The 21,256-nt window shown below is 49.7% G+C and carries 14 protein-coding genes and 1 pseudogene; all 15 read right to left on the bottom strand.

Translation table 11 applies throughout. The features are described from left to right. Positions 1-69: 69 nt before the first annotated feature. The 15 genes and pseudogenes from ABEW34_RS14990 to ABEW34_RS15060 all read right to left on the bottom strand — a co-directional run bounded on the left by ABEW34_RS14990 (position 70) and on the right by ABEW34_RS15060 (position 21,233). Positions 70-3,840 carry an S-layer homology domain-containing protein gene (locus tag ABEW34_RS14990; RefSeq protein WP_430160005.1) on the bottom strand — a complete coding sequence of 1,257 codons (3,771 nt, stop codon included), beginning with the start codon at positions 3,838-3,840 and terminating at the stop codon, positions 70-72. Between the two features lie 273 nt (positions 3,841-4,113). Next, the gene (locus ABEW34_RS14995; RefSeq protein WP_430160006.1) at positions 4,114-6,090 is read right to left on the bottom strand and encodes a helix-turn-helix domain-containing protein; all 1,977 of its coding nucleotides are present in this window, start codon (positions 6,088-6,090) and stop codon (positions 4,114-4,116) included. Positions 6,091-6,268: 178 nt separating this feature from the next. Beyond that, positions 6,269-7,360 (bottom strand): Gfo/Idh/MocA family protein, encoded by a 1,092-nt coding sequence (locus ABEW34_RS15000; RefSeq protein WP_430160007.1) that lies wholly within the window; start codon positions 7,358-7,360, stop codon positions 6,269-6,271. A 113-nt stretch (positions 7,361-7,473) separates the two neighbouring features. Beyond that, the gene (locus ABEW34_RS15005) at positions 7,474-8,343 is read right to left on the bottom strand and encodes a sugar phosphate isomerase/epimerase family protein (RefSeq protein ID WP_430160008.1); all 870 of its coding nucleotides are present in this window, start codon (positions 8,341-8,343) and stop codon (positions 7,474-7,476) included. A gap of 27 nt (positions 8,344-8,370) precedes the next feature. Next, positions 8,371-9,906 carry an ABC transporter substrate-binding protein gene (locus ABEW34_RS15010; protein ID WP_430160009.1) on the bottom strand — a complete coding sequence of 512 codons (1,536 nt, stop codon included), beginning with the start codon at positions 9,904-9,906 and terminating at the stop codon, positions 8,371-8,373. Positions 9,907-9,982: 76 nt separating this feature from the next. Then, a complete protein-coding gene (locus tag ABEW34_RS15015; RefSeq protein ID WP_430160010.1) occupies positions 9,983-10,876 on the bottom strand; it encodes a carbohydrate ABC transporter permease in 894 nt (297 codons plus the stop codon). Positions 10,877-10,888: 12 nt separating this feature from the next. After that, entirely contained in the window at positions 10,889-11,758 is an 870-nt protein-coding gene (locus ABEW34_RS15020) for an ABC transporter permease (RefSeq protein WP_056033917.1), read from the bottom strand. 336 nt (positions 11,759-12,094) lie between these two features. Beyond that, positions 12,095-12,511, bottom strand: a complete 417-nt coding sequence (locus tag ABEW34_RS15025) for a phosphotransferase (RefSeq protein ID WP_430160011.1) — start codon at positions 12,509-12,511, stop codon at positions 12,095-12,097. Positions 12,512-12,826: 315 nt separating this feature from the next. Continuing rightward, positions 12,827-13,360, bottom strand: a complete 534-nt coding sequence (locus ABEW34_RS15030; protein ID WP_430160012.1) for a hypothetical protein — start codon at positions 13,358-13,360, stop codon at positions 12,827-12,829. 143 nt (positions 13,361-13,503) lie between these two features. Further along, positions 13,504-14,022 carry a hypothetical protein gene (locus tag ABEW34_RS15035; RefSeq protein ID WP_430160013.1) on the bottom strand — a complete coding sequence of 173 codons (519 nt, stop codon included), beginning with the start codon at positions 14,020-14,022 and terminating at the stop codon, positions 13,504-13,506. An 83-nt stretch (positions 14,023-14,105) separates the two neighbouring features. Further along, positions 14,106-16,241, bottom strand: a complete 2,136-nt coding sequence (locus ABEW34_RS15040; RefSeq protein WP_430160014.1) for an ABC transporter transmembrane domain-containing protein — start codon at positions 16,239-16,241, stop codon at positions 14,106-14,108. Between the two features lie 222 nt (positions 16,242-16,463). After that, positions 16,464-17,069 carry a helix-turn-helix domain-containing protein gene (locus ABEW34_RS15045; RefSeq protein WP_430160048.1) on the bottom strand — a complete coding sequence of 202 codons (606 nt, stop codon included), beginning with the start codon at positions 17,067-17,069 and terminating at the stop codon, positions 16,464-16,466. Between the two features lie 687 nt (positions 17,070-17,756). Continuing rightward, positions 17,757-18,092, bottom strand: a pseudogene (locus ABEW34_RS15050) (response regulator); the annotation flags it as partial. After that, positions 18,089-19,834: a sensor histidine kinase gene (locus ABEW34_RS15055; protein ID WP_430160015.1), complete on the bottom strand. Its 1,746-nt coding sequence runs from the start codon at positions 19,832-19,834 to the stop codon at positions 18,089-18,091. The pseudogene ABEW34_RS15050 and the gene ABEW34_RS15055, both read right to left, overlap by 4 nt. Positions 19,835-20,015: 181 nt before the next feature. Next, positions 20,016-21,233, bottom strand: coding sequence for an acyl-CoA dehydrogenase family protein (locus tag ABEW34_RS15060; protein ID WP_430160016.1), 1,218 nt, complete (start codon positions 21,231-21,233; stop codon positions 20,016-20,018). Positions 21,234-21,256 lie beyond the last annotated feature (23 nt).

Here is a 21,256-nt window from a genome sequence, read left to right on the forward strand (position 1 = left end):
ATCGTTGAAAAATAAAGCAAAAAGAGCAAGGCTCCCCAACAAACCCGGGAACCTTGCTCTTGTCATTTTCTATTGCTCTTGCAAAAGCTTGGCAATAATTGTAGCTATTTCAGCCCGATTGATCGATTGCCCCGGCTTGATGGAGCCATCCTTATAACCGCTGATCAGCCCATGCTCTGAAAGCGCTTGAACCGCTTCCGCTGCCCAAGCCGAGATGCTGTCGCTATCCTTGAAGCTGCCTTCGCCAGTTGCCGTGCCAGCAGCAAGCTGCCCCTTAATCGCACGATACAAAATGACAAATGCTTCCTCGCGGGTAATTTCCTGATTTGGCTTAAAGCTGCCGTCAGCAAATCCGCTCACAATTCCTTCATTGACCAAAGCATTTACCGAACCCGCATACCAAGCTCCTTCTGACACATCGTTAAACTTCGATGAGCCCGCAGCCGCATCCAGCTTCAATAAGCGGAAAATAATCGTCATAAACTCTGCACGATTCATCTTTTTATCCGGCTGGAACGTGCCATCTGGATAACCCTGCATAAGTCCTTGGGCCGTCAGCCTGCCAATTGCCGTTCCTGCCCAGTGATTGCTGACATCCGGGAATATTGGCGGATTCGTACCTGTTCCTGGATTTGTTCCCGGATCTGTGCCCGTTCCCGTCCCTGTGCCCGGCGTAGTGCCTGGATTCGTCCCATTGCCTGAGCCGCTTCCTGAACCTGAGCCTGGATTACTGCCAGACCCCGAGCCTGGATTTGTTCCCGGATTCGTACCCGGATTCGTACCCGGATCTGTCCCAGGGTTCGTGCCCGGATCCGTTCCGCCGCCGCTGCTCGCTTTGGCAGGAACGATAACGGAACGGACGATGACAGCGCTGGTCTGATCCGACAGCCGCGTCACTTCCAGCTCCAATTGAACCGTTGTCGCTTGCTCTGGCGGCGTAATCGTACCATCGGTACCAATTACCGCACTGTTGGAGGATTTGATCGCCACTGCGAAGCCTTCTGGGGCTTCCGGCAGCGTCAACTGTACCGCTCCTTGGGCTGGTGCCGCTATTTCGCCCAGACGGTTAGCCGCCTGCGCTGCTGTCTGCTCCTTAGCAACAATCATAATCCAGCTAATTTGCGGATCAGGAGCGCCACTGACCGCCCGGCGAATCGTCAGCGCCAGCTTGCCGTCAGATACATTCACATCTTCGTAGCCAAGTACATCTCGCGAAGCGCTGAATGTATAGCTGTTCGTTTTTATTTCATCATTAATAATGATTTGAGCTTTGCGTGTGCCAGGATTATATTGCGACCATGGATCATACAAGCCAACATAAACATCATATTCGCCATTCGCAATGTCAAAACGGTAGGGCAAATCATCGCCTGTTCCAGACTTTAAATAACGCAGCGAAGCGAACAAATCGCCACTAGCTGTACCAGAGGTTAATGTATGGTTACCAACATAACCCCAATTCCGGCCATTGTCCGGGTCATATTGCTGATCGATCGCTTCTTTATTAATGAGCGTATCTTCCATGTAGGAAATCATGTCGTTATAATCAGCTGTCGCCGCGCCTCCGGCATGAACGAAATAAGCGCTGCGATCCGGCACCACATAAATTTGCTGTTCAATCGTTTTGCTGCTCGCGCCGCTAAGCGTACCCTTCAGCGTCACGATGCCCGGTTTGGCGAATAGCTCCGGCGTTGCATTCCAAGCAATTGCAGCCGTCGTTTGCGAACCGCCAGACACTGTAATTTGCACTGTATTGGGCAGTGCAGGCACTTTGCCAATCGAGGTTTGCATAGGCAAAGGCGTATCAATCGTAATACGTCCCATTGCATTCAGCTCATCCAGCGTCCATTCATCGCGCCAGCGCAGCGCGATTTCATCATTTTGGCCAAATTCGATCGGCAGCCAAATGTAACGCGAATTTTTCAGATCATTTTTGTCCCAGCGATCGCCCATATAGAGGAACTTGCCCGCTGCTGGATCAATCGGAAGGACATGCGTGCTTTGCGAGGCAAACGTCGTAGAGCTGCCCGGCGCTACATCGCGCATTGGCTTCCATTCGCCGAAAATATCATCGGCAACGGTGTATTTCCCAAGGTTTGGATCCCAGCCGGTTGCACCGGACGTAATCATATAATATTTGCCCTGATATTTGAACAAGGCAGGCGCTTCGCGCTGTCCTCCCGGAAATACCCGGACGTAATCGACACCATATTCGGCTTTGTATACGGTATCGCGCTCGACATTGCCATCTTTATGCCAACCGACAATATCGGTGTACTCTTCATTCAGCTTGGAGATGTACATCGTCATATTTTCCTCGCTGGAATAGACGAGGTAAGCTGTGCCATCATCATCTTTAAACAGCGTCATGTCCCGCGCCATTCCCGGCTGGTTAGGCTGCCCATTGTAGGTGGCATCCGCAGGAGCACGGTCCATCCGGTGGCTTTCGCCATAGACGAAGGGTCCTGTTGGCGAATCGCTCAAGGCATACCCCGCTTCCGCCTTCGCATAGTTGGCTGTCGACGTTTCCGACGGACCATCCGTATGCATCCACATCACATATTTCCCGGTTGCATCATTGTAAATGACCTTTGGACGCTCGATAATGCGGTTCGTCCCAATATCATTGAAAATGCTGGCTTGATCCGTTCTCCCTGCATAAAGCTGGGAAATAAGCGGATCATTCGTAAAATCATCCATCGACTCAATTGCAGTCAACGCCAGACCATGATCCTCCCAATTGTATAAATCGGTTGAGGAGTATACCCGAACGCCGCGCGCCGGCAAGTAGCCATTGGTTTTATCCTCGCCATACCAATAATATTTTTGCGTATGCTCATCGTAGATGATGCCGCCGCCATGCGCCTGAATAAGCGCACCGCTCGTATCATTCCATACCGCGCCCGGTTTAAACGAGGTATTCGGCACATCCAGCGATAGCTGAGCAAGCGCTGCATTCAATGAAGCGATAGCCGAGCGAATCTGCTCCTGCACCGCCGGGTCCTGCAGGTCTGTGCCATTCGCAGATAGTGCATCAAACACATCCGCAGCAGCAGCGATTGCATCATTCAGCACCTGTACGCTATAGCGTGTGTATTTCACATCCGCAGCTTCGCCTCTTGCCTCATCCAGCTTTTCTCCCAGATCGGATAATGGGATCGTGACATTCAGACGGACAATAATATAGCTAAGCATTGGATCATTATAATTGCTTAATGCTGCTGAAGCCGGACCTTGAACGCGAACCTGCATTTCATTGCCCGTTATGCTGACATTTCGATAGGTAACCTCCTTCACTGCATCATACTCGCCAATGGCATATTCACCAGAGAGATTCGTTCCGTTTACAACCATATTGACGCTGCGGCCGCTCCACGGATTTTTGTATCCAAACGTAATATCATAGCGGTCTTCCGGCAGCTCGAATTTGTATTCGATCGCCTTTTCCCTTACTTGCGCGCCATTATAATAACGCAGCGTCCCCAGCTTCGTAGAAGCATCACCTGTTCTTGCAGCTGTTGCAGTCGTTACTAACCCCCATTTTTTCCCGGTTACGTTATCCACTCCATATACCTGCTCGGTTACGGAGGAATACAGTCCAAACTTATCGTTGCCTTCTACTGTAGACGGTGTTGGGTCCCCTGCATTCACAAAATAAAGAATATAGTCGTTATCCTTCAATTCCTGCTCCGTAAAATCATCACGTACCGCTGCGCTCACACTAGCCGAATTGTCCCCGTTTTGCGGCTCATCTGCCGCATAGGCAGGAACAGCAGATACGAGCATGGACAGCACCAATAAACAGGAGCATGCGGCCGAAAGCCATTTTCGCTTGTTCAATACGATGAATCCCCTCTCTGTATATAGATCACTCCAAGCATGTATGCGTTTACAAAAAAAGCTGGAGCGTCACAATGGATTGTAACCAACCGTTCGCAATCCTTCAATTGAACAATTCGGAGCAAGCTGAACCGCTGCTGTTCCCGCAATTTGTTCACCCAAGTTTCATTTGTTCACACTGCGCTAATCGCGCATGTGAACGGGCATTCACTCATCAAAAAGCCAGCTGTTGTAGAGCAGCTGGCTAGCCTTGGCATAAAAATATTGCAGGTGCTATGCCTTCGGTGCACCCTCGAGCAGCTTCTCCACGATAAAATCAAGCTGCTTGTTCATCGAATAAATATCGCTGTAATACGCAAGTCCAAATTCAATTTCGACATAGCGGCTTTCTTTTACGGCTGGGATGCTGTTCCAAATCGTGTTTTCGGACAGATCATCCATACCTGAATATGAGGAGCGGAATATATAATCGCCCATGTATTCAGGCAGCACTTCCATCGATACGACCTGGTTGTCGCCTTTCCCCGAATCGATTATATCTTGAATAACTTTCGGAGCCTTCATTCCGAGGTATTCATAAATAATTTGCGAGCCACGGCCAAACTGCTTGCTGGCGACAACTGACATTTCCTTCTTCCCTCCTTCAATAATGGAAACCGTCTTGTCATAAACGCCTGCTGCTTTCAGCTTCTCCTTGCTCTCTTCCACTTTCTTATCGAAGTTTTCCAGCAGCGTCTTAACTTCCTGTTCCTTATTGAACACCTTGCCCAGCATATTCATTCGTGATTCCGTCGTCTTATCGTTAAACGGCTGAATGAAAACTGTTGGAGCAATATCACGCAGCATGTTATACGTTTCCTCAGAAGGTGTAATAATCAAGTCAGGATCGAGCGCAAGCACCGCTTCAGGATTCGGCTCGAACCATTTGCCAAGCGTTTGAATGCCTGCAAGCTCCTGCTCGAACGCCGCTCCTTCGTACACATCTGAAACACCGACCGGCTTCACGCCCATGGCGACCACATCGCCAAGCATATAAAGCACAACAACGCGCTTCGGCTCGGCAGGCACTTCCACATCGCCTTTCTCTGTGCTGATGATGCGTGTTGCTGCTTCCGCAGGCGACGCCTGGCCGCCATCTTTTTGCGCGGGTGACGCCGATTCCGTCGCATTGCTCGGCGAAGCAGCAGCTCCAGCGTTCGTGCTCGTATTCGCAGTGCCTGATGAGCAGGCACCTAACAGCAGCGTTAACGTAAGCAACAAGCTAATAGCGAGACCAGAAGTTGTATTTCTTTTCATTCGAACAGACCCTCCACGTTTATATTGATAATGATTATCACGATTATCAATATAACGCCGCAGCTTTCCCGTTCCAATGGATATTTCAGCTAAGATGAATGGACGATCTTCTGAAAGCCGCTTGTTGCGTTCCCGCTCCTGAAAACGAACGGGCGATAAGCCGGTATGTTTTTTGAAAATTCGGCTGAAATAATACACATCCGCGTAGCCAACCTCAAGCGCAATTTCATTCAGTGCCGCATCTGTGCCAATGAGCAGCTCTGCCGCACGTTTTACCCGAATTTGAATCAAATAATGAATCGGACTTGCTCCCGTATGCTCTTTAAAGCGCATGGACAGGTGCCGGGGGCTGTAATTCAGCTTTTCCCCCAGCGTCTCCAGCGTAATACCTTCCTGAAAATGATCCTCCATATAGCGGATGGCCTGTGTAACGAGGTCAGGCTTGCTTACTTTAATGCCCTGTGTCTTCATTTGCCGGAGCAGCTCATGGATAAATTGATAAAACAGCCCCTTGATCTGGATGCGATCCAGATCATCTGCTTGCTGCCACGCTTTCCGAATCAAATCCAGCGGACGAAGCAAGGGCAGCGGCTCCTGCGGCTGAAAACCATATTGCAGCGCAAATGGCTGATGCCGTTCCATCAGCCGCGCCAGCTCTTTATTGCCTGGCAATGCATATACCGCCCGGTACAAAAGCAAATAATATTCGAACTCTTCCTCCGCCCAAACATCGAGCCGCATACCCTTGCCACCATGCAGGATATGAAACCGCTGAGCCTCATGCTCGTCGCCGTCCAGCTCCAAAAGCCCAGCACCGCGCACACTGTAAATGAAGCCGCTTGACGGCAGCAAATAATCCTTGAGCAGCTCGCCTGGCTGCATGACGACATGGCGAATATCCCATATTTTTATAGCCGCCTGGTTCCATAACTTTATATGTTCGTCCAGCTTCAATTTCCCAACCTCCCCACTCCCTGGCTTAAAAGAACCGCTCAATCTATCCTTAGTTCCTTTATTATAATTGATAAAACTTCTCATTTACAATAATAATAACGCCAGGCTCCCTTAATATGCAAAAAAAGCCCGCAGCTTCGGCTTGGCCGAATATCGCTGCGAGCTTCATTGCATGCTTTTACAAATAAATTTCTTTGCCTGTCGCTGCCGATTCGTAGATCGCTTCCAAAATCTGCGTCACGACGAAAGCCTGCTCTGGCTTCACAAGCGGCTCCGTATCATGGATAACCGCCTCCAGCCACTGCCGGGCTTCCTTCGTTCCCGGATCATTCGAGCCGGGGCCAAAATACGCGATGCCGGGACCTGCAGCCGCCTTCGTTTCCATCAGCTTGCCGAACTGAACATTGTTGAAGATCAGCTCTCCGGCATAATCCGCCCCCTGTTTCATCTCCGCACCGCCGTTCGTGCCGTAGAGCGAAGCTTTCGCTTCCTTCACATCCGTCGTATTCAAAGCCCAGGAGCTTTCAAGGAAAATCGTTGCGCCATTTTCCATCTTAATGAGGCCGAATGCGGAATCCTCGACTTCCAGCTCCTCCGGCTTCCACGGCCCGAACATATTGCCCTCCGGCTTATCCCGCAGCTTGTAGAACACCGAGCCGCTGACGGACTTCGGCTTGTAATTGTCCATAAACCATAATGCCAAATCAAGCGCATGCGTTCCAATATCAATCAGGCAGCCGCCACCTTGCTGCTCCTTGTCGGCAAATACGCCCCATGTCGGGAGTGCCCGCCTGCGGATCGCATGGGCTTTCGCCATATACACTTCTCCGAGCGCGCCTTCCCGGCAAGCTTGATGCAGCGTCTGGGAATCGTCATTCCAACGGTTTTGATAGCCAATCGTCAGCTTTTTGCCTGTCCGCTCCGCCGCATCCAGCATTTTACGCGCTTCAGCCGAGTTAATCGCCATTGGCTTCTCGCACATCACATGCTTGCCAGCCTCCAGCGCATCTACGGTAATAAAGGAATGCTGCAGGTTTGGCGTCAGCACATGGATAATATCAATAGAGCTATCTTCTAGCAACTGCTTATAGTCGGTATACGTTTTGGCATCCTCGGTGCCGAACTGCTGCGCCGCTTTCTCTGCCTGCTCCGGAATAATATCACAGAACGCAACCATATCAACCAAATCGCTATTGTTTTTCAGTGACGGCATATGCTTCTGAAAGGCGATGCCTCCACAGCCTATAATACCTGCTTTCAATTTCCCCATCGTTTGCAGCCTCCTAAGGTGAAACGGCTGTCGCCGTCTTTTGGCGGCAAAGCAACCGTTTCGCGATGAAATATAAGTATAGTTATAGATGTGAGCATATAAATGCTTATATTTTAAATGAATGTGCGCAAATATGTCAGATCGTTGCGGACGCTGGCAAGCTTATCCACTGATTTTCCTTCATTTTCAACCAACGCATATTTCACATGTCCGAGTTCCTTGATCTTTCCATACATATGGGCAAAATCGAAAGCTCCTGTACCGAGATCGACAAAGTCCGAAGGCACAATATATTTGCGGTAGACATCCATCAGCCCAAGCCCTTCGTCGCCATTCGCACGCATGGATTCGAATAAATTAAGCGGGCCGGACAACTGCTTGCTGAAATCCTTCTGATGAATCATATCGCAGCGGCCGCCTACTCGCTCCATTACCGCAACCGGATCTACCCCGGCACGCATCACCCACACGAGATCAAGCTCAAACTTCAAATGCTTAGGATCGGTATGTGCGGCAAGTATATCAAACAGCGTCGTATCGCCATCCGCCTTAAATTCATGGGCGTGATTATGGAGGTAAAGCTGGAAGCCGCGCTGAGCAAGCTTGCTGCCAAGCTGCTCCAGTTGCTCAGCGAGACGCAGCGTGCTGTCACGGTCGTCCATCCATACGGATGGCAACACCAGCGACGTACAACCGAGCTGTTCATAATAATCCATCAGCTCATCCCAACGATGGGCGAGCAGCTCCTCGCCAGGCATCGGCCCCTCATGGGCTGCGATAGCCTTTAGGCCGGAGGCCGCCAGCTCGGCGGCAACCTCCTTGGCCGGAAATTCATCGCTGAACCGCGACATTTTCACCATATTGAAGCCTAGCATTTCCAGATGGGTATAGCCTGCTTCCGCAAGCTTGCGCAAAGTGCCGTAATAATCTTGAGCAAGCTGCTCATAGACGGAATAAATGTTAATGCCTGCTTGAATGCTCATGCCAGACCTTCACTCCTTCAAATATTATTATTTATTGGCTGCCGCCCACTCATCCAGCTGCTTTTGTTTTTCGACCACGATTTTATCCATACCGGCCGATTTCAGCTTCGCAATGTACTCCGGCAAATATTTATCCGGGTCAAGCGTACCATTTTCCAAACCAATCTTGAATTGCTCCTTCACGTTCTGCACAGCCGCCACTTCTGTTTTCACAGGGTCTGCTGTAAAGCTGAAACCAAGCGCTTTCGATTTAACCGCCGATTTATTGAACTCATCAAGCTTCGTCCACAGATCTGCGCTGTCCCCTTCCCAAATATGGGAAAGCAACTGATTGCCCCACATCCAGCCATGCGTTGGGTTGTAAGTCGAGCTGGAAGAATCTACACCAGCCGGGAAGCCGATAATATTGCCCTCTTTCACTTCATAGTGCTTGCCTTTAATGCCGTAGTCGATCAGGTTAATGAGGTCAGCGTCCGAGTAAAGCAGGTTCAGGAACATCATCGCGCGCTCAGGGTCCTCGGAGTTCCTTGCAATGCCGAACATAATGTTAGCGATCGAGGAAGTCGTCGAAATCGCTGGGGAAATGCGTGCTGCAACGAGCGGTGTACCTGTAAGCAGCGACTCCTTGCTTTCATAGCCAGGCTTCATATGCGCCATGAAAGCAAACGCTTTGTTAGCCTTGATCAGCTGCTCGGAAGTCGTTTGATTCGTCGAAATATCTTTAGGAATAAAGCCCGCGTTGTACCACTCTCTTGCCTTTTTCACCAAGCTCGCATATTCAGGCGTTTCATACCAGTTTACGACTTTCAGCTCACCATCAAAGCCGACCAGTACACCATTCTCGTCGCCAAGCGGGTCGATGACGCTGCCCACCATCGATTGGATAACCGAGAAGCTTGGGCCTTCTGGCAATACAGCTGCCATGCCCGGCTCATTGTCTTTAATCGTTTGGTAAACAGCTGTCAAATCATCCATCGTCTTAATCGCATTAACATCGATTTTGTATTTGTCTACGATGTCTTGGCGCATAACGAGGCCATAATCTGCTGCCCAGTCGCGCACACTTGGAATAGCGTAAATTTTGCCATTCGAGGAGCCGGCTTTAATGACATCTCCGCCAACAACCTTTTGAATATCTTGTCCGTATTTCGCCAGGAGGTCATCCATCTCAACGAGCTGGCCCTTAGCAGCCTGCGTGCCAAAGTTAAGTCCTGTGCCCGTTACGAGAATATCCAGCGGCTCATTGCCCGCAAGCATCAGGTTCATCTGCTGCTGCCATGCCCCGATATCAATAGGAAGGAATTTAACGGTTGCATTGATTTTGGCTTGGGTTATTTTATTGACTTCGGCTTGGACTTCAGCCAAATCCTTTGTATTGCCGATGCTTAAGAAAGCCACCGTCATTTCATAAGGCTTGAGTTCAGACGCTCCGCCTGTTTCTCCACCTGCAGCGTTCGTTGCTCCGGCATTCGATGTTGAACCGCCGCTGTTGCCGCCACATGCTGCAAGCACCAGCATAACGCTCAGCAGCATCGCCACTATTCCATTTGTCCGTTTTCTCATCTCTGCAACCTCCCTGTTTGTTCAAGCTTGTATGCTAACCGGCTGAAAGCCGTGTGTAGCCAGACTTTTAACTTCATTAACCTTTAACGGCCCCAATAACAAGCCCTTTGACGAAATATTTTTGGAAAAAAGGGTACGCACACAGCAGCGGCACTACGCCGATAACGGCCATGGCCATCCTTACCGTTTCCAACGGAATTTGCGCATTAGCTACTTCCCCCGCATTAAGCGTTGAGGCGTTGTTCTGAATAAACTGGGCGTTGAGCAAAATCCGGTTCAGCAGGTTTTGCAAGCTGAACAGCTTGCTGTCGGTAATATAAATGAGCCCGTTAAACCAGTCGTTCCAATAGCCAATCGTCTGCATAAGGCCAATCGTTGCAAGGATCGGCAGCGACAGCGGCAAAATCATCTTGAAGAAAATTTTGAATTCTCCAGCGCCGTCAATAGAAGCGGATTCAATAATCGCATGCGGGATCGAATTTTGGAAAAACGTCCGCATAATGAGGACGAAGAAGCCATTCGTCAGCAAGCCGGGAATAATAAGCGCCAGCAGGGAGTTTTTCATATCGAATACTTGTGTGTAGATCAGATAAGTCGGTACGAGTCCGCCATTGAACAGCATCGTGAAAAAGACGTAGAAGGCAAGCTGCTTTTTCATTGGCATATCGCTGCGCGACATCGGGTAGGACAACAGCGCGGATATCGACAGCCCGATGAACGTTCCAATTAACGTGACGAAGATCGTAATGCCGTATGAACGCGTAATATTTTCGGCATCATTCCATAAAAACTTGTAAGCATCCAGACTCCACTCGCTAGGGAACAAGGAATAACCGTCTTTGACAATGGAAGCTTCGCTCGTAAAGGAAGTTGTCAGCAGCAGCACGAATGGCATAAGACACATGAGCACAACGGCGATAAAGAAAATATGAATCACGACTTGAAATATTTTTTCCTTCGTATTTACCATGGCCCTAACCTCCTAGAACAGCGCATTGTCGCGGTTTCGTTTACTTACAATATAGTTGGACAGCAGCACGAGCACGAAGCCAACAACGGATTGGTACAAGCCTGCCGCTGAGGACATCCCAATATCGCCAAGATTAATGAGTGCGCGGTATACATACGTATCAACAACGTTCGTTGTGGAAAGCAGCTCGCCGGTATTCAGCGGTACTTGATAGAATAAACCAAAATCCGAGTAGAAAATACGTCCAATTTGCAGCAGCGTCATAATCGTAATAACAGGTGCTATAAGCGGAATCGTAATTTGCGTAATTTGACGCCATTTGCCTGCTCCGTCGATGGTAGCGGCTTCATAATATTCCGGATCAATGCCGATGATCGCTGCAAGATAGATAATGCAGAGGTAGCCGACATTTTTCCAAACGTTGACGATGACTAGAATGACAGGCCAATATTTAGGCTCGCTATACCATGAGATAGGATCAATTCCGAAGAGCGGAAGGATCTGTTTATTTATGAATCCGGTTTCACCACTCAGCATGGCGAGTACCAAATAACCGACAATAACCATGGAGATCAAATAAGGAATGAGCACGATGCTTTGATAAAAACGGGCGGCCACTTTTTTCTTCACTTCATTAAGCAAGATGGCAATGCCTACCGCTATAATCAGATTTAGTATGATAAAAGATATGTTGTAGAGCAGCGTATTGCGGGTAATAATCCAAGCATCTTCGGTTTTGAACAAGTATTCAAAGTTTTTAAGGCCGATCCAATCGCTGGCCAAAATGCCTTTGGCAAAGTTGACATCCTTGAAAGCAATAATGAGCCCCAGCATCGGCAAGTAGTTGTTAATGAACAAATAGATGACTCCGGGAATAATCATAATGAATAATGGTGCGTAACGTTTCAGCCTTTTCAATACGGGATTTTGTGCCCGTCTTACTTCCGTCTGCTGCTCCGCTGGTTTTGCTGTCGCTGTGCTTGCAGTCGTCGCCATCGCGGTTCCCCCTTCACTTCTTCTACCTCTATCTTAGTTTTTCGCGGGCAAGCACACTACGACTAAACCGACTTCTTCGTTGTCATCTTCCGACATCTTGAGGAAGGGGGCGAATAATAAGTATGAGACTGGCGCCAATATAAAAAAACCAGCGGTATTCTAGAACTGAAAAATAAAGTTCTAGAATACCGCTGGTTTTTTGAAATAATGCTAGCTTAATATTCAATTCAATATCCAATCATTGAAATGATCGGTTACAAATTGAATCTCGCTCTCATAGTGGGCCAAGTGACCCTCGTCTACCATCTTCTTAAAGGCAAGATTTCCTTCGGCAGCACCCTTTCTCAACATATCGCACATGGTAGTCAATCGTTGAATAATCCACCTACAAAGCTCATTAGAGACCGGAATGCCATACGAATCAAAAAATAACTGAATTCGCCGACGGCGCTCAGCTGAGTGTAAATTCGATTGATACTGTACCGTTTTTCCTGAAGAATGGTCGGGTGCGAAGCTTGCAAGCGGAACTGATGTGTAAAGAGAATACGCAATGTCCCACATGCGCGGACCGGGACCAGCCATGTCAAAATCAATCAGCGCCACAGGACTCCCCTCTTGAAAGACCACATTGTATAACATTCCCGCCTCTCAATATTTCTTCCTCAGTCAAGATGCCTACCTCCTATTTGGGAAAGAAAATAAATATTCCCCATGAAGCTCAGCTCCACAGGGAATATTTGGATAATTCAGTTCATCATGAAGCCGGAAATGAAATGCAACCTCTACGCTTGTGCTCTCAATGCTTCATTCGCTTGAACGATTTTGCCAAAACCGCTGCCTTTTTTGATATCTTTATTGCCATAACCGATTGGTGGAAACATTTGCTCACCTCCATTCATGTTCGCTTCACTATTAGCTGTTTGGGAATGTAATAAATACGGATAACCTTCATTTCTAAAGGCTAGAGCGAGTGGCAGCGACTAGTTTCTGAACATAGCCTTCCAGCTCGTTAAAGGGGATTTTGTAAAGGATAAGATGATTCACAGGTGACTTCGATGCGCCTGGCAGCGCTGTAAATTTGGACAGCAGCCGCTCAAGCAGACTATCTTCTGCCCTCACCCAAAACTGTACCTGCTGGATGCCAGGGCTTGTTTTCTTCATTAATTCAATGAGCGCATTCAAGCCGTGCGCAAACAGCCTGGTGCCACGATATTCCTTGCGGATAAAAGCAATCTCGATCTGGCAAATATGCTGATCCTCATAATCATGCTCGCCTGTCCCACAGACGAAGCCTGCAGCGCCGGCAATCTCGTAAGGCTCCTCACTAAAAAGCAGCAGGCCTTTGCCCAAAATGAGCGGCCCTCCCATAAAGCTTAGCTTCATCGGGAAGGAATAAGGCAGATTCAGTTCAGCATGATGCTGGATCAGAAATGCAGCATACGCCTCTTCATCCATTTCAAGCGCACAGGGACGAAATATAAACGACATTAGTTCGCTTGGGCTCTCAATGCTTCGTTAACCTTAACAATCTTGCCGAAACCGCTGCCTTTTTTGGTGTCTTTGTTGCCGAATCCTAACGGTGGAATCATTTGTCGGCCTCCATTCTTAGCTAATTTTTCCTACAAAAACGATTATACTGGATTGATTTTCCTTAGCATAGTACCAATTTTTCTAATTTCACCGCTAAAAACTGTTTCTTCTCCAAGCGCTCCCTCGCGCTTATACTTCTCTTCTACAAACTTCGCATACATCCGGCAAAGCCGTTTATTTTCCGACAAGGCTGCAAGGCTCAGCTCCTGCACCTCCGGTCGACTCTCCAACACGTGATGGACTAGAAAATTCAGCCCTTCTGCAAACAAGCGCGTTCCCCGATGCTTCTGCTCAACAATGACCATATCCACAAAAACAACAGCTTTATTCTGAAAATCCTGCTCCGGCGTCCCATAATAAAAACCGGAAATGCTATTCACCCGGTGCTGCTCATCCAATCCTACAAGGATCTGCCCCTCCGTCAAATAGGCATACAGCAGCGACAACGTGTCCATTGTCGTAAATGCGGGATGCAAATCTCGCCTGTGCTTCAACAAAAATAAGCTGGCCTTTGCATAATCCTCATCATTTTCACACCGTTTAAAATACGCCTTTGCCACTTCTATTCCCCTTCTCTTCAATTAAAAATGTCCCGCTTCAGCCTAAGTTGACATTTCCAAAGCCTCTCATTTCTGAACTTGTTCTACAGTCTTTGTTGAAGTGTTTTCTCAAGCGTATGCAGCAGTTGCGGGTATTCTTCCGTCAGCCGATGGAACGCTTCGCGGCGCATCGACAGCAGGACGCCGGGACCGGATGCCTTCACCGTGGCGGTGCGCGGAATGTTCCGCAGCAGGGCAATTTCTCCGAAATGGTCGCCGTCCTGCAATACCGCTACCTTCTTATCCTCTTGACCGGGCAACGTCTTCCATATTTCAAAAATGCCGCGGACGATAATATAAAACTTATCGCCCTCCTCGCCTTCCCGTACAACCGCTTCGCCTTCCCTGCACGTTTCAGAGGTGAATAATTCAGCCATGCCTTCCAGCAGCTCGGGCGCCATTCCGGCAAAAAACGGCAGCTTTGCAAGCCGTTCTCCTCTCACCAAGGCATACCGCCCGTCTCCCGATACATGGAAGCCATGCTGCTTCTCCCATAGGCTGCTGTAAAGCCCTTGTTTCCTAAGCAGCTGCTGATGGGAACCGCTTTCTACCATTTGCCCACCCTGAAATACATAAATTCGATCTGCATTTACGACGGAGGAGAGTCGGTGAGTGACCGATACAATTGTTCGGGTGCCCTTTAATTGTTCAATTAGGCGATTGATATCCGCCTCAGCTGCCGGGTCCAGCGCCGATGTTACTTCATCAAGCAGCAGCAGCTGCGGCCTGCGAAGCAGTGCGCGTGCAATGGCAATACGCTGCCGCTCCCCGCCTGATAGGGAGCCGCCTTCATGGCGAATCCAGGTGTCGTAGCCATCCGGCCAGCCTGCAATGGTATCGTGGATGCCCGCCTGCTTCGCAGCTGCAATCATGTCCTCTTCCGCGATATCGTCGCCAAGCAGCAGGTTTTCCCTCAGCGTCATATGGAACAGAAACGTGTCCTGCGAAACAAGTGCCGCACGCTGTCTAAGTGAAGCTTCGCTAATGCCCTGAAGAGGAACATCCTGGATAAATATATTCCCCTGCTGGGGATCATAAAAACGGGAAAGCAGCTGGAGTGCTGTGCTTTTACCCGACCCGCTTGGGCCAACGAAAGCAACATAGCTGCCCGCTTCGACCTGCAGGCTGACGTCTTTCAGCTGTCGAATGCCCTCGTTGTAGCCAAAGCTGACGTGCTCCATGCGCAAGGACAAGCTCTTATCCGGCAGTAATACAGGATGCTCGGCCTCGGGCAAATCTGGCTTGCAGGCCATCATTTCATCGATGCGCTGGAAGCTAATGTTTGATTCAATTAAATTCGGAATGAGAAAGGCTAAATTTGAGCCGGACTGCCCAACACTCATAAACAAAGTGAAAAAGGCGATAAAGCCGCCAACGGTCATCGCATCATGAAAAATTAAATAACCGCCGAAGCCCATCATAATTCCGTTGAGCAGCAGCAAAGCCGTTAAAGGCAGCCGTTCCATTAAAGAATTGCTCATATGAAGATTCATGCCCGTCTTAAACAAAGCCGTAATTTTATTGTCTCCCCTTATGCGAAACCGGCTTTGCTGATACAGGCCCCGAATCGTTTTGTGACCCTTGGCCATCTCATCGATCATATTGGAGAAGCGCTCCTGCGCCTCCTTGTACTCCCGATTCGCCCTCTCCGAGCGCTTCTGCACAAGCTGAGGCAGCACAAACATAAGAAGCGAGCCCGCAAGCATCGCAAGCGTCAGCTTCCATTCCAGCGTAAATAGCATAACGAGTCCCAGCAATACAGCAAGCAATTCTTTGATCAGCATTGGGCTGGAGCCGCGAATTACCCGTTCAATGGAGCCCATATCAGCCGAGAAGCGGGTCACCAAATCACCAACCCGATAACGCTCGTAGAAGGGCAAGGACTGGAGCTGGATATGAGCAAACAGCTCCGTTCTCAGCTTGCGAACGACATCTCCAGCCAGCCTGCCTAATGAATAGTCCGAGACTGCACTGGCAATGACATTCAATATGCCCCCGCCGAGCAGAATAAGCAAAATGATAATAAAAGCCTGAAAGTTTCGCGGTGTAAATGCTTCATCCACCAAATATTTCAAGCTAAGCGGTGAAGCCACTGTATAGGCTACTTCTATTAATAGTGTGAATAAGAACACGCTGCTCAGCAGCTTATATTCGGCAAATCGGCGCATTATTTTGATCATTACTTGCAAACCCACCAGCACCTCCGCCCTAAGTCTGATCTATTTATAGTTGAATTCTGGAAAAAAAGCAATACTCATTCGCAGTCCGCCGGATACTTGTTGAAAATCACACAAAGCCCTCCATTCCAGAGCGGATGGACGATGGCTTACTGCTTGCCAGACGCCTCGCTACCCGTGGAACTGAAGGGCTTTGTTAGATTCGTAAGAGGATAGGAGGGGAAATCAGCTTCCCTTAGCCTGCCCACTTTGCTGAAGCCTGCGATATTCCTGCGGCCCGACCGAGGTCGCTTTTTTGAACATTTTCGAAAAATGCGAGTAGTTGCCGTAGCCCAGCTCATAGGCAATGCTTGTTATCGCCAGTTCCGTCTTCGCCAGCATTTGCTTGGCGAGCGCTACCCGCTCCTGCAGTAAATATTCGGAAATCGTCAGCCCTGTGTCCTTCTTGAACAGACGGGCCAAATAGTCCGGATGCAGGCATACATGGCTGGCAATGTCCTCACGTGATAAATCATCGCTCATATGCTTGGCGATGTAATGCTTGACCTTGTCGACGACGCTTTGCGTCTCATCAACGCTATTCAGATTTCCGCTTACCTCACATATGAGCACAGCTACCCACTCCGACAAGTCCGTAATGGACCGGGTTACGGCATCTACCCGCTTCATTAATACCATCGCAGAGAATACCTGATGCGCCCGCAGCCCCTTTGCATGCAGCACCTGATGCACCATTTGCAGAAAATCCTCATAAAAGCTGCGCAGCCACTTTGCATCCGCCTGCCCTGACTGCTTAACGCCGTCCAAGTATTGAGCGATTTCCTCCAGCATTTCCCGTCCGCAGCCGAGCTTGAGCATTTCCGCCCAGCCGCTCATCACAGGAAGCGGTGCAACATCTGCGCTGACGTCGCAATTGACGGAAGAGAGTCTTTCATTTGTGCGCGTGACATTACGCGACTCCATTTCTACAAGCTGCTCGTACATTTCGCATATTTCCTCCACCGGTACCGCATTGCCCATATAACAGCATAAATCGCAGAAAAAATAAAGATTGCACGCCTCGATGTATGAATCGATCTGCTCATGCAGCTGCTCGCCTTCCTCCTCCTGGCGAATAGGCAGCAGCGCGAGCAGCGCCCCGCTGCGCACCTGAATAATTCGCCCGAGTCCGGACTTCGCGAGAATCATTTCCTCAAAGGAATTGCGCAGCGCATATTCCATTATCTTCTCCTCGCGCAGTGTCAGCTCCTTGTGCCAGCGCTGGACGCTAATGAGCACCGGCTTATAGAGCGGCAGCTCCTCATAGGCCATGTTATGCTTCGCCAGCGCCTCGCGAATGCCGTCCTTTGTCGAAGGGATCGAGCGGCTCAGCAGATCCTGCCAGAAGCGCTCCATAAACATCGGCTGATAAGATTCCCACAGCTGGTAATAATGCTCGTACATGTCGGCGAATTGCAGCTTTTCGCGATCAAGATCGGCTTTCGCCAGCTTGTCCAGCGCGCGCTTGACCGTGCTGGCGAGCTCGGGGTAGCGGACGGGCTTGAGCATATAATCGCAGCTGCCAAGCTGAATCGCTTTTTGCGCATAGGAGAAATCAGCATGACAAGTAAGAAACATAGCCTCCGTCTGCGGATAATGGATTTTCACCCAATCGAGCAGCTCGAAGCCGTTGCCCTGCGGCATTTCGATGTCGCAGATAAGCACATCGATTTTGCTGTCACTCATAATTTCCTTAGCCGTTCGGATATTGTAAGCTTCATGCACGACCGATATGCCAAGCTCCTCCCATTCGACGCCTGCTTTAATGCCCCGCACCGCATGCCGCTCATCATCGACAATTAACAGCTGTCTCATCCTTGTCGTCCCCCTGTCTCTTCTGGTTGCATCGGCAGCCACAGCTCTACGACCGCCCCTTGACCTGAGCTGCCGCTAAGGGCCATGCGTGCTGCATCTTGATAAAGCAGCCCCAGCCGCTGCTTCACATTTTGAATGCCGATATGATCGCCTTCTTCATTGCTCAGCTCCATATCACGCTGGAGCAGTGCCAGCACCTGCGGCGGAAAGCCTTCCCCTGTGTCTTCAATGCGGACATAAAGCGTATCTTCATTGTGCGCTTTCGCAGTAACGGCAATGTGAACCTGCGTATCCGTATTTACCGCATGCTTAATTGTATTTTCCACAAACGATTGAATGACTAGCGGCGGGATAGGCACCCTGCCGAGACTGTCATCCGTATGGAAAGCGAAGGTCAGATCGCCCGGAAAGCGCATTTCCTGAATGCGTAAATAATTCATCGTATGGGCAAGCTCATCAGAAAGAGATACGAACGATAGATTGCTGCGGAACATAAACCGGAAATACTGGACCAGGCAATGCGTCATTTCCTGAATGAGGTGATAATCCTTCACCTGAGCCAAATTATAAACAATGTTAAGCGAGTTAAGAAAAAAATGAGGATTGATTTGCAGCTGCAAATGCTTAAGCTGTGCTTTTTTTTTATTCACCTGCTCCTCCAGCACATTGACCTTGAGCTCCTGAATTTGCGTAATCATGCGATTGAACGATTCGTTCATCACCTCAAATTCAAATGTCGAGGACGGTTTCGTGATCCTCATATCCAGATTGCCGGCTTCGATGCGGCGCATTGCCATTATAATGCGATTGACCGGGACGAGCACCAGCTTGCGCAGCAGCAGCAAAATGATCGGCAAAATGATAATGGCCCCAAAGGAGATCAGCGAGACGATGCTGCGCAAAAAAGGAAGCTTCTCCAGCACGACGCTGTCGGGAATGAGGGCGACCAGTCCGAAGCGGCCTCGCGAGGAGCGTTCGCCGACTGCGATAAATTGGTCGTTGTTTCCCGTAAGCTGGTAGCCTTCGTTGTCGCTGCTGCTTGGCTCAATCGAGATGCCGTCATCCAGCGGCGTATCGATAATGGGCTTCATACGGTCATCCGTCAGAAAGGCCCGGCCATTTTCACCCAAATCAATTAAATGCAGTGGAACCATCAGCTGATCGACATTGCCCATCGCGCCTATATAAATGTCGCCGTATTGAATGACATAGGCTAAATAATCGCCGCCTGCCATATGCTGAACGAACCAGTCCTTGTGCAGCGGCTTCTTGGCAAGCTTGATATTATCTACAATATCCTGCTCCATCACGGAGCGGCTGGCATAATCCGGGGCAACGCCGAACACGCTCATCAAATCATCGTTCTCCGGCGAATAAATGAAGAACATATCCATCGACTTATAATTGGGTAACTCATTCCTCAACTGGTTGCTCAGCTGGATCTTCTCGAACGAATAGCTGTCGGGATTTTGCTCGCGCGGCTGCTCCAGCACAAGCAGGCCCGTCTCCATCGCCGCAATATTAAACAGATATTTCTCCACATCCTCCAAATTGCGGTCAATTTGGCCCATATAGAGGCTGATCAAATTTTTATTGGACTGAGCGACCTGATTCCGTACGACATTAATCGCATACAGGTTGTTGTAGATCATGAAGGATACAATCGGAATGACAAGCAGCAGGAAGCCGAACAAGAGCTTAAAGCGGAGCGTACGATAAAAAAATGGATGTCTGATTTTCATGCTCTCCCCCTCCTTCTGCCGCTTTATCAAAGTATAGTATTTTTTGCAAGCGTTTTCAATAATATCATTATTCCTGCTTGCTCCTTCGAGCCTAGCTAAGCACAAATAAGGAAGCCTTCCAAATGGGACATTCGGAGTACTTCCTTGTTTGTGCTTGTTCGTGCTTGATTGTATTTCTAAGCTATAGTCCCAGCTCATGCTTGCCCGCCGCCTCGCGCTGCTTGTCTACCGGGTCATGCAGCGTGAGCGTTCTGGCGTTGCGGTAATAGCGGTCGAAATTGCAGCTTCTTGTCGCTGAGCGGGCACCCATAATTTGAAAAATCGCATTTGTTACGTCGAGCGCGGTGTCGGTTGCGATGATTTTGGCATGGGACGCCGCTGCTTGAACAGCTCTGTACAATTCCGGCTCTCCTTGCCGTTCATTGACTGCTTGCAGCAGACGTGCGCCGCGAACTACCAGCTGCTGTGCGGAGGCCAGCTTGGCCGCCATTTCACCTACACGGAGCTGCGCAATCGGGTCCTCAGCTGCCGTCTTGGCCTCTGACCAAGGTCTTGCTTTCTCCTTCAAATAGTCAACAGCCTCCCGAAAAGCGCCAATCGCAATCCCGACATATTGGGCCGCAAAATGAATATGAAACTGCGCTGCAAAAAAAGGAGCATGGGCGGCATAAGCGCCAGGCCCTCCCATTACATGCGCTTCTGGAATAAAAGCATCCTGGGCAATGACGGTGCCGCTTCCGGTGCCGCGCTGCCCGATGCCGTCCCAATCATCATGGATCGTAATGCCCGCTCCATTAAGCTCCGCTATAGGCATCATATACCGCTCATCCTGATTGCCCGGCGCATCCTCGGACACCGAGCGCCAGAACGCCCATTTTGCGCCGGGCGAGCCGGTTGCAAAAATCTTTTTCCCATTCAGCCGGTAGCCGCCCTCTGCTTTGCGAAGCGTATTAGCCAGCACGAAACGATTCGCCCCTGCCTCGCTCCCAAAACTCCCGAATAGGTGACCGCGCTGGACCTCCTCGAAAAAAAATCGCTGCTGCCCCGCATCCCCCATCGCATGAACCAGCTGCACCCCCGTATTATGCAAGGCAAATACTTGCGAGGTGGACGAGCACCAGGAAGCCAGCTCCATCAGCGCCAATACGAGCAGCACTGCATCTCCCTTGTAGCCAGCGCCGAAGCCGCCGAACGCTTTAGGAACAGACAGCGTCTGCAAGCCTTCGCTCTTAAGCGCAGCGAGCGAGGAATAAGGATACTCGCCTTCGTTATCCACCTGCTTGGCGGCGGGCCCAATGCTATGCTTGCCTATTCGGCGAAGCTGGGCGAGAAGCTCCGCTTGGCGCTGCGTGTATTCGGTCTGCTCCACAAGCTGGAGGAGCAACTCGTCGTTAAACATCTTCGTCTCCTCCTTTCCTTCGA

Origin of the sequence: Paenibacillus algorifonticola (assembly GCF_050481745.1) — a bacterium.
In the GTDB taxonomy this organism is placed as follows: Bacteria; Bacillota; Bacilli; order Paenibacillales; family Paenibacillaceae; genus Pristimantibacillus; species Pristimantibacillus algorifonticola_A.

Coding starts and splice junctions, on each gene's coding strand:
- ABEW34_RS15055 (WP_430160015.1), bottom strand. CDS start 19,834: ATGAAAATCAGACATCCATTTTTTTATCGTACGCTCCGCTTTAAGCTC.
- ABEW34_RS15015 (WP_430160010.1), bottom strand. CDS start 10,876: ATGGTAAATACGAAGGAAAAAATATTTCAAGTCGTGATTCATATTTTC.
- ABEW34_RS15005 (WP_430160008.1), bottom strand. CDS start 8,343: ATGAGCATTCAAGCAGGCATTAACATTTATTCCGTCTATGAGCAGCTT.
- ABEW34_RS15030 (WP_430160012.1), bottom strand. CDS start 13,360: ATGTCGTTTATATTTCGTCCCTGTGCGCTTGAAATGGATGAAGAGGCG.
- ABEW34_RS15025 (WP_430160011.1), bottom strand. CDS start 12,511: ATGTTATACAATGTGGTCTTTCAAGAGGGGAGTCCTGTGGCGCTGATT.
- ABEW34_RS15020 (WP_056033917.1), bottom strand. CDS start 11,758: ATGATTATTCCCGGAGTCATCTATTTGTTCATTAACAACTACTTGCCG.
- ABEW34_RS15045 (WP_430160048.1), bottom strand. CDS start 17,069: ATGCTGGAGGAAATCGCTCAATACTTGGACGGCGTTAAGCAGTCAGGG.
- ABEW34_RS15040 (WP_430160014.1), bottom strand. CDS start 16,241: ATGATCAAAATAATGCGCCGATTTGCCGAATATAAGCTGCTGAGCAGC.
- ABEW34_RS15000 (WP_430160007.1), bottom strand. CDS start 7,360: ATGGGGAAATTGAAAGCAGGTATTATAGGCTGTGGAGGCATCGCCTTT.
- ABEW34_RS15010 (WP_430160009.1), bottom strand. CDS start 9,906: ATGAGAAAACGGACAAATGGAATAGTGGCGATGCTGCTGAGCGTTATG.
- ABEW34_RS15060 (WP_430160016.1), bottom strand. CDS start 21,233: ATGTTTAACGACGAGTTGCTCCTCCAGCTTGTGGAGCAGACCGAATAC.